This window comes from Stenotrophomonas lacuserhaii (assembly GCF_039674585.1).
GTDB lineage: Bacteria > Pseudomonadota > Gammaproteobacteria > Xanthomonadales > Xanthomonadaceae > Stenotrophomonas > Stenotrophomonas pennii_A.
In genome coordinates, this window is record NZ_JBDJNU010000007.1 from 23,168 (window position 1) to 35,400 (window position 12,233).

Annotated in this window: 10 protein-coding genes and 1 pseudogene; 5 read left to right on the forward strand and 6 right to left on the reverse strand. The window is 66.2% G+C overall.

The window, feature by feature from the left end:
• Positions 1 to 74: 74 nt before the first annotated feature.
• Positions 75 to 965, reverse strand: a complete 891-nt coding sequence (locus tag ABE522_RS04480; RefSeq protein ID WP_406846303.1) for a LytTR family DNA-binding domain-containing protein — start codon at positions 963 to 965, stop codon at positions 75 to 77.
• Positions 966 to 1,122: 157 nt separating this feature from the next.
• Here ABE522_RS04480 and ABE522_RS04485 point away from each other — a divergent pair, with 157 nt between their 5' ends.
• Positions 1,123 to 2,361 carry an acyltransferase family protein gene (locus tag ABE522_RS04485; protein ID WP_346590687.1) on the forward strand — a complete coding sequence of 413 codons (1,239 nt, stop codon included), beginning with the start codon at positions 1,123 to 1,125 and terminating at the stop codon, positions 2,359 to 2,361.
• On the opposite strand, the gene ABE522_RS04490 is transcribed toward ABE522_RS04485, so the two are convergent.
• Positions 2,348 to 5,290 carry a VIT domain-containing protein gene (locus tag ABE522_RS04490; protein WP_346590688.1) on the reverse strand — a complete coding sequence of 981 codons (2,943 nt, stop codon included), beginning with the start codon at positions 5,288 to 5,290 and terminating at the stop codon, positions 2,348 to 2,350. The two genes, ABE522_RS04485 and ABE522_RS04490, sit on opposite strands and share 14 nt — an antisense overlap.
• A 132-nt stretch (positions 5,291 to 5,422) precedes the next feature.
• On the opposite strand from ABE522_RS04490, the gene ABE522_RS04495 reads away from it, so the two are divergent.
• Together ABE522_RS04495 and ABE522_RS04500 are read left to right on the forward strand one after the other, a co-directional pair.
• Positions 5,423 to 6,484, forward strand: a complete 1,062-nt coding sequence (locus ABE522_RS04495) for a DUF1176 domain-containing protein (RefSeq protein ID WP_346590689.1) — start codon at positions 5,423 to 5,425, stop codon at positions 6,482 to 6,484.
• 153 nt (positions 6,485 to 6,637) lie between these two features.
• The gene (locus tag ABE522_RS04500; protein WP_346590690.1) at positions 6,638 to 7,099 is read left to right on the forward strand and encodes a bacteriohemerythrin; all 462 of its coding nucleotides are present in this window, start codon (positions 6,638 to 6,640) and stop codon (positions 7,097 to 7,099) included.
• Here ABE522_RS04500 and ABE522_RS04505 read toward each other — a convergent pair whose 3' ends face one another.
• Positions 7,100 to 8,392 carry an MFS transporter gene (locus tag ABE522_RS04505; RefSeq protein ID WP_346590691.1) on the reverse strand — a complete coding sequence of 431 codons (1,293 nt, stop codon included), beginning with the start codon at positions 8,390 to 8,392 and terminating at the stop codon, positions 7,100 to 7,102.
• Positions 8,393 to 8,644: 252 nt separating this feature from the next.
• On the opposite strand from ABE522_RS04505, the gene ABE522_RS04510 reads away from it, so the two are divergent.
• Both ABE522_RS04510 and ABE522_RS04515 read left to right on the forward strand, forming a co-directional pair.
• Positions 8,645 to 9,286 (forward strand): hypothetical protein, encoded by a 642-nt coding sequence (locus tag ABE522_RS04510; protein ID WP_346590692.1) that lies wholly within the window; start codon positions 8,645 to 8,647, stop codon positions 9,284 to 9,286.
• A gap of 320 nt (positions 9,287 to 9,606) precedes the next feature.
• Positions 9,607 to 9,993, forward strand: a complete 387-nt coding sequence (locus ABE522_RS04515) for a hypothetical protein (RefSeq protein ID WP_346590693.1) — start codon at positions 9,607 to 9,609, stop codon at positions 9,991 to 9,993.
• Between the two features lie 206 nt (positions 9,994 to 10,199).
• On the opposite strand, the pseudogene ABE522_RS17520 reads toward ABE522_RS04515, so the two are convergent.
• The 3 genes and pseudogenes from ABE522_RS17520 to ABE522_RS04525 all read right to left on the reverse strand — a co-directional run.
• Positions 10,200 to 10,361: pseudogene (locus tag ABE522_RS17520) on the reverse strand (immunity protein Imm33 domain-containing protein); the annotation flags it as partial.
• Positions 10,362 to 10,919: 558 nt separating this feature from the next.
• The gene (locus tag ABE522_RS04520) at positions 10,920 to 11,243 is read right to left on the reverse strand and encodes a hypothetical protein (protein WP_346590694.1); all 324 of its coding nucleotides are present in this window, start codon (positions 11,241 to 11,243) and stop codon (positions 10,920 to 10,922) included.
• A 1-nt stretch (position 11,244) separates the two neighbouring features.
• Positions 11,245 to 12,231 carry an RHS repeat-associated core domain-containing protein gene (locus ABE522_RS04525; protein WP_406846304.1) on the reverse strand — a complete coding sequence of 329 codons (987 nt, stop codon included), beginning with the start codon at positions 12,229 to 12,231 and terminating at the stop codon, positions 11,245 to 11,247.
• Between the last annotated feature and the right edge of the window lie 2 nt (positions 12,232 to 12,233).

A 12,233-nucleotide genomic window follows, 5' to 3' on the forward strand; every position in this document is an offset into this window, starting at 1 on the left:
TATGACCAGTAATGATACCAGCACAGCAGCCGCTGCTGCTGGCGAGTCCGCTCGCGGGGCCCCCTGCGCGGTTTTCAGCCGCCACCCAACGCCTGCCGCAACAGCGGCAGCTGGCGCCGGCTGCACGGCACTCGCGCTCCGTCGGCCATGTGCAGCAGCGCTTCACCGCCGTCCAGCGGCTCGATCGAGCGCAGGCAGGCCCGGTTCACCAGCCAGCTGCGGTGGCAGCGCAGGAATACCGCCGGATCCAGCCGGGACTCCAGCGCGGCCAGGGTGATGCGCAGTGGGTAGTCGTGCCCGCTCACATGAAGGTTGACGTAGTTGCTGGCGGCCTGGGCGTACTCGATGTCGGCCGTGGCCAACAGGAACTCTTTGCCCAGCGTGCGCACCAGGAAGTGGGCTGGTCGCTCCACCGGCTCCACCGGCGCGCCTTCATCGGGCGCCGCAAGCAGGGTCGCTTCGCCCTGCCGCCGGCGCCCGAACCAGGCCAGCGCATGCACCGCGCTGACCAGGATGGCGTAGGTCTGCAGGTCCTTGAACAACTCGTACAGCCATTGGGTCGGCCACGGCCCGTAGCGGTACTGTCCACCCACCACGCTATGGGCGAGCTGGCGCAGCGCCACCATGCCGCCCACATGCAGCAGCCACCACGACAGCGCCCCGATCAGGTAGGCCGGCAGCAGCCGGCGCCAAGTGTCGGCATGCAGGGGCCAGCGTGCCGCCAGCCGGATCAGTACGGCCAACAGCAACAGCGACACCAGCGCGCTACTGCCCTCATCGACGATGCCGGCAAACCAGTCGAAGGCTTCGTGGTCGCGTGCAGCGCGCATGTAACGCACCAGCACGTTGGCGGTCGCCGTGCCGCTGAACAAGGCCAGCCAGAAGCCGGCGACCCGACGGCGCTCCCGGCGCTCGGGCCGGTCGACGGGCATCGCGCCATCCGGCGCGGCAGGTGTGGATTCCATGACGCGCATTATGGCGTGGCGGTGCCGTTTTGCCCGCGCCGTTGGTCCCCCCACGGCCGCCATTGGTCCCTGGACGCGCGCAGCACGGCCCTTCGGCGCTGGTGGCGAACGGTACCGCGCGCACGCTGGCCGCTCCTGTCCCGCACAGTACCTGCCCATGCAACGACGCAACGACCTGGACGCCCTGCGGGTTTTCGCCCTGCTGCTGCTGATCCCGTACCACGTGGCGATGGCCTATGTGGCCGAGTGGGACTTCCACCTCAAGAGCAGCCATACCTTCGAGTGGCTGCAGTGGCCGATGATCGCGCTCAACCGTTGGCGCATGCCGTTGCTGTTCGTCATTTCCGGGATCGCGCTGGGGTTGGCGCTGCCCGTGCACGGGCGCTGGCGGTTTGCCCTGCGCCGCAGCGGGACCCTGTTGCTGCCCCTGCTGTTCGGGATCGTGGCGGTCGTCAGCCTGCAGGCGTATTGCGAGGCGGTGGAGAACGGCGGAGTCGCGCCCGGGCTGTGGGCGTTCCTGCTGCGCTACTGGCAGTTCCGTCCTTGGCCCGGCGCGGGCTTCGCGGGCGCCGAGTTCGGCTTCACCTGGAACCACCTGTGGTACCTGGCTTACCTGATTCCCTACTCGCTGCTGCTGATCGCGCTGGCCACCTTGCTCCGTCCCCTGCGATCGGCGCTGCCGCGCTGGAGTCCCTCCGATCGCACCGTCGCGGTGATCGGCCTGCTGCTTCCGGTCATGTGGCTGGCCTGGACCGTGCTCTATCTGCTGCCGCGGCATCCGCCCACCCACGCGCTGGTGCATGACGCCTTCGTGCATGCCGAGTCGCTGCCGCTGTTCGCCCTCGGCTTCATCGCCGCACACTGGCAGCGGGGCTGGGAGCTCCTGCTGCGCTGGCGCCGGATCACGCTTGCGCTGGCGCTGCTTGCGATGAGCGTCGAACTGGGTATCCGCGCCTTGGGGCGCCTTCCCGGCGTGGAAGGGCTGGACCCGTGTGTACTGGCACTGCCGTGGGCAACCAGCGAACGGCTCGCACGTGCGCTGTACACCTGGACCGCACTGCTGGCGCTGTTCGGCTGGGCGCGCGCCTGGCTGGACCGCCCGTTCCGTTGGCTGCCGTATGCCCGCGAGGCGGTGTTCTGCATCTACATCCTGCACCAGACGGTGCTGATCCTGCTGCTGTATGCCTTGCGCCCGCTGGCGCTGGGCCCGTGGCTTGAGCAGCTGCTGGTGCTCGCCGGCACCTTCGCGCTGTGCGCGCTGCTGCACGAACGACTGATACGGCGCAGTGCCCTGCTTCGGCCGCTGTTCGGGGTGCGGCCGCCGCGGCGCGCCACGCGGGCAGGTGACGCGCCGACCGCCGCCGGCGCGTCGATAGCGCGTCTTACTTCACCGTGAACTCCCCGACCAGCACGCTCTCGGCCTGGTCCTTCAGGCGCAGCGTGACCGTCTGGTCGCGTTGCTGGCGCGTGCCCCAGTGCGTGCTCAGGCGCAGGCTCAACGTGGTCGCGCCGGTCACCAGCTGCTCGCGGCTGCCGAAGAAGTTGGCCTCCACCCTGTAGGTGCCCGGCTTGGCATCACGCAGCGAGAACTGCTCCGGCCCGTAGCCGCCGGTGAAGTCTTGCGACATCTGGCCGCCCTGGTAGGTCAGCCGGTTGCCGTAGTACGCGCGCTCACCGTTGGGGTCGGTCACCCACAGGTCCATGTCGCTGTTGTCGCTGTCCCAGCCCAGCACAACGCGCAGGTCCAGTGGCAGGGCGCGGCGCAGGCGCGGGTCGATGGCACGGGCGTCCAGTCCTTCGCGTGCCATCAGGTTGGTGGCCTCATCCAGTGCGATCAGCGAGATGCCGTTGAAGCGGCTGTCCCACGGGCGCAGCACCACTTCGTACAGCGCCGCGAGTGCCTGCGGGTACTGGCCGCTGGCTTCCAGCGCCAGGCCGAGATCGCGGAAGCTCTGCGGCTCTTCCTCACCCATCGCCAGGACGTCACGGAACACGGGCACCGCCAATGTGGGTGCACCGGCCTGCATCAGCCGATACCCCAGCACGCGCAGTACGTGGCGGTTTTCGATCTGCATCTCGGCCAGGTTGGACAGCACCCGCAACGCCAGCGCACGCTGGCCCTTGGACAGCAGCAGGTCGGCCACGTCCAGATAGAAGGCGCTGCTGTCCGCATGCTGTGCGCGCTCGGACAGGTACAGCGGATACAGCGCATCGGCCGAGGCAGCGCGCAGCCGCATGGCATAGGGCGCATCGGGGGCCCAGGGTGCAAGCGCGATGGTGATGTCGCCACGGTTGGCGGCGCGGCTGGCTGTCTCGTCGATCGCATCGCGCTCGGCGCGTGGGGCCGGGCGCGCCCGCATCGCCTGCGGCGCCGGGGGCGCCGGCGGCGCAGGTGCGGTGACGCTGGCGTCCGGCCGGGCCTCGAAGGCCTCCACTGCTGCCGAAGGCGCTGCCATCGCGACCGCGGCGGGACTGGACTTTTCCTGCTTCGCCTGCGGCGGGGTGCCCTTGGGCCAGCGGGTTTCCCACCAGCGCTGACGATCAGCGAACTGCCGTGCGATGTCATCGAGGCGCTCGCTGCGCTCGCGCGCCACGTCGACGCTGGCCAGCGCGTGCCGACGGTCGTACTCGGCGCGCAGCGGCGACGGCGGCCGGATGCCATGCTGCAGGTAGTCCTCGATCGATTCCAGCACCAACAGCGAAGTGTCCGCACCAACCAGCCCGAACGCCTGGGACAGCGTGCGTCGCGCTGCGGCGTGGGCCAGCGGATCGCCCGCCCAGTCGGCCAGCTGGCCGTTCGCCCAGGCATGTGCCACCAGGCCGCCAGGCAGCAGCCGCGCTTCACCAGCACCCACCCGTTGGGTGTCGATGCGCCCATCCGGCAGCCGCACGCGCAGCTGCACGCTGCCGCCCGGCTTTTCGATCCTGCCCATCACCCGCAACCAGCCCTGCACGGCCGCACCGGCATCGGCCACCAGGCCGCTGATCCCCTCGCCTTCCAGCGACAGCACCACCGCCCCCTGCTGCAGCAACCGTACTGCCGCCGACGCCGCATCAGCGCTCGTGGACAGCACCAGCAGCTCGCCCTGGTGGGCAGCGGTCCAAGCCCGCAGGCGCGCCACGTCGGTGCGCGCGCCGGCACCGCTCAGGGCATACAGGCGCTGGCCTGCGGCGAGTGCCGGCTGGCTGCGGTTGCCGTAGTTGGAAAGCCCGTCACTGACCAGCAGGTATTCCTGCACCGCCGGCTGCGGGGTCCATGCACCCAGCGCGCTGGCGCCGTCCAGCGGCAGCGCCTGCAGGTGGGCGCGCAGTGCGGACCAGTCGCCGCCGCGGATGCCGAATCGGCGTGTTGCTTCGGGCTGGTCGCGCAACACCGTCAGTTCTACCTGGCCATCGCCGATGGCCTTGAAGTAGCGATCCAGCACGGCAAACTCGGCCTCCCGGTCGCGCTGGCCCGCCGATCCGGAAGCATCCCAGAGCAGTCCGATGCGGGTGGGCATGGCACGCGCCACGGCCTGCACCGGCACCGGGATCTGCGCCATCAGGTAGCGCTGGCCCTCGTGCAGCCCGGCCACCACGTCGCGTTGGCGCACCTGCGGCAGCGACCACTGCGCCTGCGCCGGCAGCTCCGCGCCGCGGCCCTGCCATTGCAGCTGGTAGCGGCCATCGCGCAGCGCGAACGCCCATGGCAGTCCGTTCGAGGCCCGCGGAGCGCCGATGCCACTGGCCTGCAGCTGCACGCTGGCCTGCTGCGCGCCCCGCGCGAACTGCAGCGGCAACGTCCAGCGCAGGCCCTGCGTGTCCACTGGCAAGGTCTGGCGGATGGTCAACGCCACGCGTCGGCTGCCGTGTGCCGGAATCGGGTAGATGCGCAGGCGGAACTGGTTCCCGGCGGTCTGTTCCAGCAGACCCGGATCGACCCGCCGCCGCTCGATGGCTTCGAACACCTGCCGGCCCTGTGCCTTCGGCACCGGCACCGCATCGCGCAGCACGCCATCGATATCGAGTGCGAACCCCGCCACCTGCTGGCCATCGGCCAGCGGAAACTCCAGCTGTCCCTCCAGCATGCGGCCATTGGGGTTGTGGAACTCCAGTTCGATGCGGATCTCGGCCAGGCCGGCGGCCACCGTCCCATCCAGCATGGCGCGTTGCAGCTGCACCGGCATTTCCGCGCCCTTCACCTGCAGCAATGGCGCGGCCACGGCCAACGGGGGTGGCGCGGGTGGCGTGGGTGGCAGCGGGCGCTGTGCGTCGGCGGCGGTACCGGCTGCCATGCCCAGCACCGCGATGCACAGCATGACCAGACCGCGAGACAGACCTTCCATGTGACGCTCCTGCGTGGGTGACGTCCGGTTGAACGGACGGGGGCGCCCATCGGGGTTTGCCTTGTTGCCATCTTGGCCTGCGCCCTCGCATCAGCCACCATGCCCGGGTCTCTTCCATCGTGCTCGCTGTCCATGCGCCTATCCTCGTTGCTGCTTCTGCTGCTGGCCCCGCTGTCCGCCCTGTGTGCTTCGCCGCCTGATCTGGTAGGCATCGACTTCAGCCATCACGACTGGACCCTGGCCTGCGACAACACGCGGACCTGCCGCGCGGCGGGCTACCAGAACGAAGAAGCCGCCGACCCGCTGCCGGTATCGGTGCTGCTGACGCGCCACGGCGGGCCGGAGCAGCCGATCAGCGCCAGGCTGATGCTGGGCCAGTACGAAGAAACCGTGCTGCCCGCGAAGCTGCGGATGCAGGTCGACGGACGCGACCAGGGTCCACTGGATTACGCAGCCAGCGCGGGCACGGCAACGTTGAGCGCGCCACAGGTAGCTGCCCTGCTGGCGTCGGTGAGCGGTCCCGGCGCAGGCCATGTCGTCTTTACCGGCGACGATCAGCGGCAATGGACGCTGTCGGCGCGGGGCGCTTCGGCAGTCTTGCTGAAAATGGATGAGTTCCAGGGTCGGCTGGGCACGCCCGGCGCGGTGATGCGCAAGGGCAAGCGCGCGGAATCATCGGTGCCTGCAGCGTTGCCGATGCCGGTGGTGGCGCTGGCGAAATTGGCCGCGGCGCGCCCGTCCGACGCCGCACTGGCCGGTTCCGGTGCGCTGCGCGCCGCCCTGGTGGCCGCCACTCCGCCCGATGACTGCGCGGCCCTGCAGCCCGACCAGACCGAGTCGATGGATGAGCCTGTCGTGCCGTTGAAGGTGCAGCGCCTGAGCGCGGACAAGCTGCTGGTATCGGCCCTGTGCTGGCGTGGCGCCTACAACGCGGGCAGCGGCTACTGGGTAGTCAACGCGCAGGCACCCTACGAGCCGCAGCTGGTCACCCACTTCGGCACTGATGATGACGGCCGCAGCATCAGTGGATCGCACAAGGGGCGAGGCCTGGGTGACTGCTGGTCGATGAACACCTGGGGCTGGGACGGTAAACGCTTCGTGGCGACCTCTGCCACCACCACGGGCCTGTGTCGACTGGTCGCTGCGGGCGGTGCGTGGGACCTGCCGACGCGGGTGACCACGGTCAAGCAGTGAGGGTGCGCGGGGTGCATTGCCGCGAACGTTGATGGCATCCGCCGAGCATGGCTCGGCGCTACCGGTCACGCTTTCACCCGCTTTGATCCAGATCAGTGTCGCAATCAGCACGCCCGCCCAGACTCGCTCCCATCGCATACAGGGAGCACGCAGATGGCCTTACTGGTCTGGCAGGACGATCTCAACATCGGCATCGATGTCATCGACAACCAGCACAGGCGGATCGTGGAGATGCTCAACCATCTGCACGTCGCCCAGCAGGGCCTGCAACGGCTGGCCGTGGCCGAGGTGATCGACGAACTGGTGGACTACACCATGTCCCACTTCGCCTTCGAAGAAGAGCTGATGGAAGAAGCCGGCTACCCGTTCTGCGCCGCGCACAAGCGCGTGCACGAAATCTTCGGCAAGCGCGTATCCGACTACCGCCTGCGCTTCCAGGCCGGCGAAGACGTGACCGATGAACTACGCACCATGCTCTCGCGCTGGCTGTTCAACCACATCCGCGGCGATGACAAGGCCTACGCGGAAACGGTCAAGCACCACCTCAACCAGTTCACCCGCGAACACCAGGGCGGCAGCTGGCTGGGACGCACGCTGAAGCGCTTCTTCGGCTGATCAACGCACCCGGCGCTGCAACGCCAGCAGCGCGCAGATGGTCACCAGCGCGGCGATGCACAAGTAATAACCGACCGCCACCAGCCCGAAGCGTTCGGCCAGCCATGTCGCCAGGTACGGTGCCGGCGCCGCGCCCAGGATGCCGGCCAGGTTGAACGACAGCGAAGCGCCGGTGTAGCGCACCTCCACCGGGTAGATCTCCGCCAGGAAGGTGCCACACGGACCGTAGGTGAGGCCCATCAGGAACAACCCCAGCGACAGGAAACCCAGCACCATCCACGGGCTGCCGGCCTGGAACATCGGCGCCAGCAGCACGCCAAAAGCGACGATCAGGCCACTGGCGATGATCATCGTGCGGCGCGTGCCCCAGCGATCACCGTAGCGCGCCGAAATGGGAATACCGGCGGCGAAGAACAGGATGCCGACCATCTGCAGCAGCAGGAACTGCTCGCGGCTGTAGCCCAGCACCGCCGTGCCATGGCCGAGCGCGAACACGGTCATCAGGTAGAACAGCACGAAGGTGGCGAACGCGCCCAACGTGCCCAGCAGCATCGGCACGGCGTGGTCACGCAGCACCGTCAGCATCGGCAGCTTGACCCGCGCATGCGCATCCAGCGCCTTCTGGAAGGCAGGCGTCTCATGGATGTTCAAGCGCACCCACAGGCCCAGGCCGACCAGCAGCGCACTGGCCACGAACGGAATGCGCCAGCCCCACTGCAGGAAGTCATCGGCGCTGAGCAGGCGGCCGAGGATCAGGAAGATGCCGGCCGACAGCAGGAAGCCCAGTGGCGCGCCCAATTGCGGGAACATGCCGTACCAGGCACGCTTGCCCGGCGGTGCGTTCTCAGTGGCGAGCAGCACGGCACCGCCCCATTCCCCGCCCAGCCCCAGGCCCTGCCCGAAACGACACAGCGCCAGCAGTGCCGGCGCCCACAGGCCGATCTGCGCATGCGTGGGCAGCAGGCCGATCAACACCGTGGACAGGCCCATCGTCAGCAGCGCCGCCACCAGCGTCGCCTTGCGCCCGATGCGGTCGCCGAAGTGCCCGAACACCGCCGACCCCACCGGCCGGGCGATGAACGCCACCGCGAAGGTCGCCAGCGACTGCAGCATGGCCGCCTTGTCGCTGCTCTCCGGGAAGAACAGATGCGGAAACACCAACACCGCCGCGGTGGCGTAGATGTAGAAGTCGAAGAACTCGATGGTGGTGCCGATCAGGCTGGCCAGCAGCACGCGCTGCGGCGAATTGGCCGGCGTGGACGGGATCGAGGCGGGTGCAGCAGTGGACGACATGGGCAGGATCAACAAGCAGAGAGCGTTCCGGATTCTGCCACGCCCCTCCCGACGGGGGGCAGATTGGTTTCAGCCGACACCGCCCGGTAGCGCCGGGCCACGCCCGCTTCTGGTAGCACCCAGCCATGCTCGATTTTGGTAGCGCCGAGCCATGCTCGGCGAGCGAAGCGGCAGCCCTTGAACCCCCCAACGAAACTTTCCGCCCCTCCCCCTACTCTCACTTCATCAGGTAACCGCAAGGATGCACTGCCGATGTCGACCCTGGCCCTGTCCCGCCCGTCACTCTCCCCCGCTGCCCCCCACGTCATCGCCTGGGCGCTGGTGATCGCCGTGCATGCCCTTATCGGCTGGTGGCTGCTGACCACCACCCGCGCCACCCTGGCGCCCAGCGATGCCCACCGCACGAGCGTGCGCTGGTTGCCGCCGCCACCGCCCACAGCGCAGCCCAGCAGCGCTGACGTTTCGCCCCCGCAACGCAGCCGCCGCGTGGTCAGCCCGCGACAGCCCGTCATTTCCGCGCCCGATGCAGCGAGCCTGGTGGACATCGCTGACCCGGTCGCAAGCGCGCCACTGGACCTTCGCCTGCGCGGCGATGCGGTCAGCGGCGGTGACGGCATCGACGCTGCCACCCTCGCCCCGAAACTGATCGGACGCCGCGCCGTGCATGCGGCCTTCCAGGAGCGACCGCGCTACTTCCGCATGCGTCCGCAGATGAGTCCGCAGCAGATCATCGCCGGCGTGGCGCAGTTCCTAGGACTGTGGCCGCCAGGCTATACCGACGACCCCTGCGGACTGGGCAAGCAGGACCTGCAGTACTTCCAGGATGCGGTGGACGAGCGGGATCGGCAGGCGCTGCGCGATGCGATACATCAGGTCAGCGCGAGCTGCCGTTGAGGCGACCGGTTTGTCGCGGCGGACGCGTTTTGCAGCTTTGCCCATGTACGTCGCCGGGTCGCGTTACGCACGATGGTGATGCTGGCGACGTAGAAGCGCCAGCCGGGATTGGCATCCTGAAACGTGTGGTCACTTGCTCTCTCTTGCTGCCCCTCTTGGGCCCGGCGGAGAATGCATCACCTCGCCGGAAATACGGCGGGCGATGCGTGGGGATTTGATCCGCCGGTTTTTTTTTGATCACACGGCCGGTATGCCAACCCGCACCGCCCGCCACCCTGCGCCTTTGGCGCAGGGGGCCCATCCGGCTACGAGGTTGCCCCATGTCCGATCACACCCTAAGCGGTATGCGCCTGTATTCCCTGTTGGGCGATGCCATGCATGACCTGCCGCCGCCCTTCATCGACAAACTGGAGCGGATCCTGCGCGCCAATGGCGTGCCGCATCCCGTGTTCCAGGACACGCCCCGCCTGCGGCTGGTGCAGCCGCTTGCCGACCCTCCGCCTGCCGCCGCAAAAGCACAGGCCAAGCAGCAGCCTGACACCGGCAGTTCCCCCGTCTACAGCAGGCAACAGTGCGTGATCGTCATCCTGGACATCCTGCATGCAGTGCATGTCAGCCACACCAGCGGCAATGATGTGATGGTGATGAACGAAGAACTGGTGGAAGGGCTGATCATCGCGGCGCGGGAGCTGATCCGCGAAGCCTGAAAGGGCGATCCCTCGTCACTTGCTACTCGCCTTCCACGTCACGGTCTTGCTGTGCTGTAAAACAGACCACGATGTGGAACCCGTGCTGGGCATGACTCCCAAACAAGCTTCCATGGCCTACTGCGTAGTGCTCCCTCCAAATGAGCAGCTAACTGAACGGCGAAATTGGCAGCACGTGGGCACGGCCTGAAGCAGGTCACCGCACCTCAGAGTGATTCAGTCGCGAGCAACGACGCGTCGTACCACACGTCTTCATAGCCATCCGCGCCAATCACGAATCGCCACCCCGGGGGCAGCGCCAAGTAGCGCGCGAACACCATGGCACCCGATACGGCATGGTCCACATGCAGCGGCTCAAAGAAGTCAGGATCTTCGGAGTAGACATCAGCGCATCAGCCGTCAATGCGCCCCGCAGAACCTGCGCATGAATGTAATCCGAAAAGTCAAATGAAGACCCGTTTGCAGCCACCCACCCTCGAAAGTCGGGCATATCTTCAATTGGATCATAGTTTGTTCTCATATCATTCACATTCTAGACATTTCACCTAGTCTCCTAATATCCTTCCTTGCGGACTCTAGAGCAGCGCGCGACCTGCACGCAATCAAACAATAATTTATCACAGGGAAATATGAGCCATATTCCTGATAAAAGCTGCGACGTCGGATAATGGTTCATTAGCAGAAACTCCAAATTCCGCGACCGCACGAGAGACCGCTCCATTCATGCCGCCCAATCGTGAAGCAGCCTCCGCCATCGCTTCCAATCTTCCCCCTACCACGACCGTCTCAGGATCAAGGCCCAAGCCCCCTCCGTCCAAGACCTCATGGACACTCCATAGCTACACACCGTTGATATCCTCAACAATCGATCCGCACAGAAATTTCCAGCCGCTCTCCGCGATCTCCGCACGAAGGGTCAAGCTGAGTCAGTCGAACGAAACTATTCGAATCACACCCTTTGTCGAAGTGCCATCTCCAAACAAAGCTGATGAGCCGATAACGAGTGCCTCCTTCGCGCTATCGTGACTAATGAAGGAAATGGTACATAAATTTGAAGTACCAGGTAGCAGGCGCTCTATTGAATCGTCGTTCAAGACGAACCCGTACCACATGGGATCCCCCATCAAAGAGAGCGCCATTGGGCGAGCGGTGGATGCAGCCATTTCGGCAACAGCGTTGCCGCGTGAATCCACGAGGTCCAGTCGCAGCTCCGCGCGCACCGGTTTCAAATTTGGATAGGGGATTGTCATCTCAGCAGCTGCTCTGTTTTATTCGGGTTCCAGTACAAGTAACTTTGTGAACTTGGGAGCTCGGAATTGGAATGCTCTGCATCGATTTACCCGTATCGTTAAATGGCGTCCTGGTTGCCGAATTCACCAGACCTGCAGGGGCTCTCCCCTCAACTACAGTGTGTTTAGAGCCGAATCCCCTAGTGTAAGCATGAGCTAGTGCATCTGCATCGGCCGCATTGTCTACAAATCGCTTGACGCTATCGCCATTGGGAGATGCAATGAAGTGACCGAGCTTCCTTAAGCTCGACATCTCAGCCATATCCACTGCTCTGTATAAGGCTACGCTACCCAAAGAGAGCGACGCGCCACCCATCGCATCGCCCATAGCTACGTCCGCCAAGCTTGACCCCAGTGAGCCCGCGGTACCAGGGTTGGCCAGACCCCAAGCCCCGGCGTATCCCACAGCTGGAGTAGCAAGCACGCCTGCGAGTGAGTACCCGATGGCCGGTCCAAGCCAATCGTCCGGGTTACGCGGAGGCGGCATCACCGCCCCTCCGTTCGTAATGTTGTTGACTAATCGAAACGCGGCGCCACTTTCCCGGCCGTCGGGATCGGTGAAGCCGTATGGATTGCTATTGGCATATCTGTAACGATTGAACTGAACTACAGGGCTTCCGTATGCGCCCACTGGATCCACGGATAGAAATGCGCCTAATTGCGGGTCCATATACCGCTGCTGCATATAATTCAGCCCGGTAGCCGCATCACTCACATGCCCCGTATACCCCGGGCCGTCAGCCACCGCACCGCCCACCACAGCCCCATACGGCTCGAACGTAGTCCGCTCGACCACGTTCCCATTGGCATCGGTCTTCGCCACCACCGTACCCAGCGCATCGGTGTGCAGGTAGCGCACCGTCGTCTGCGCCTGGGCTGGCGCCATACATGTGACGGCCGCCGTGACCACCAGCAATCCGAATGCCTTGAGCAGCTTCGTCATCATCATCG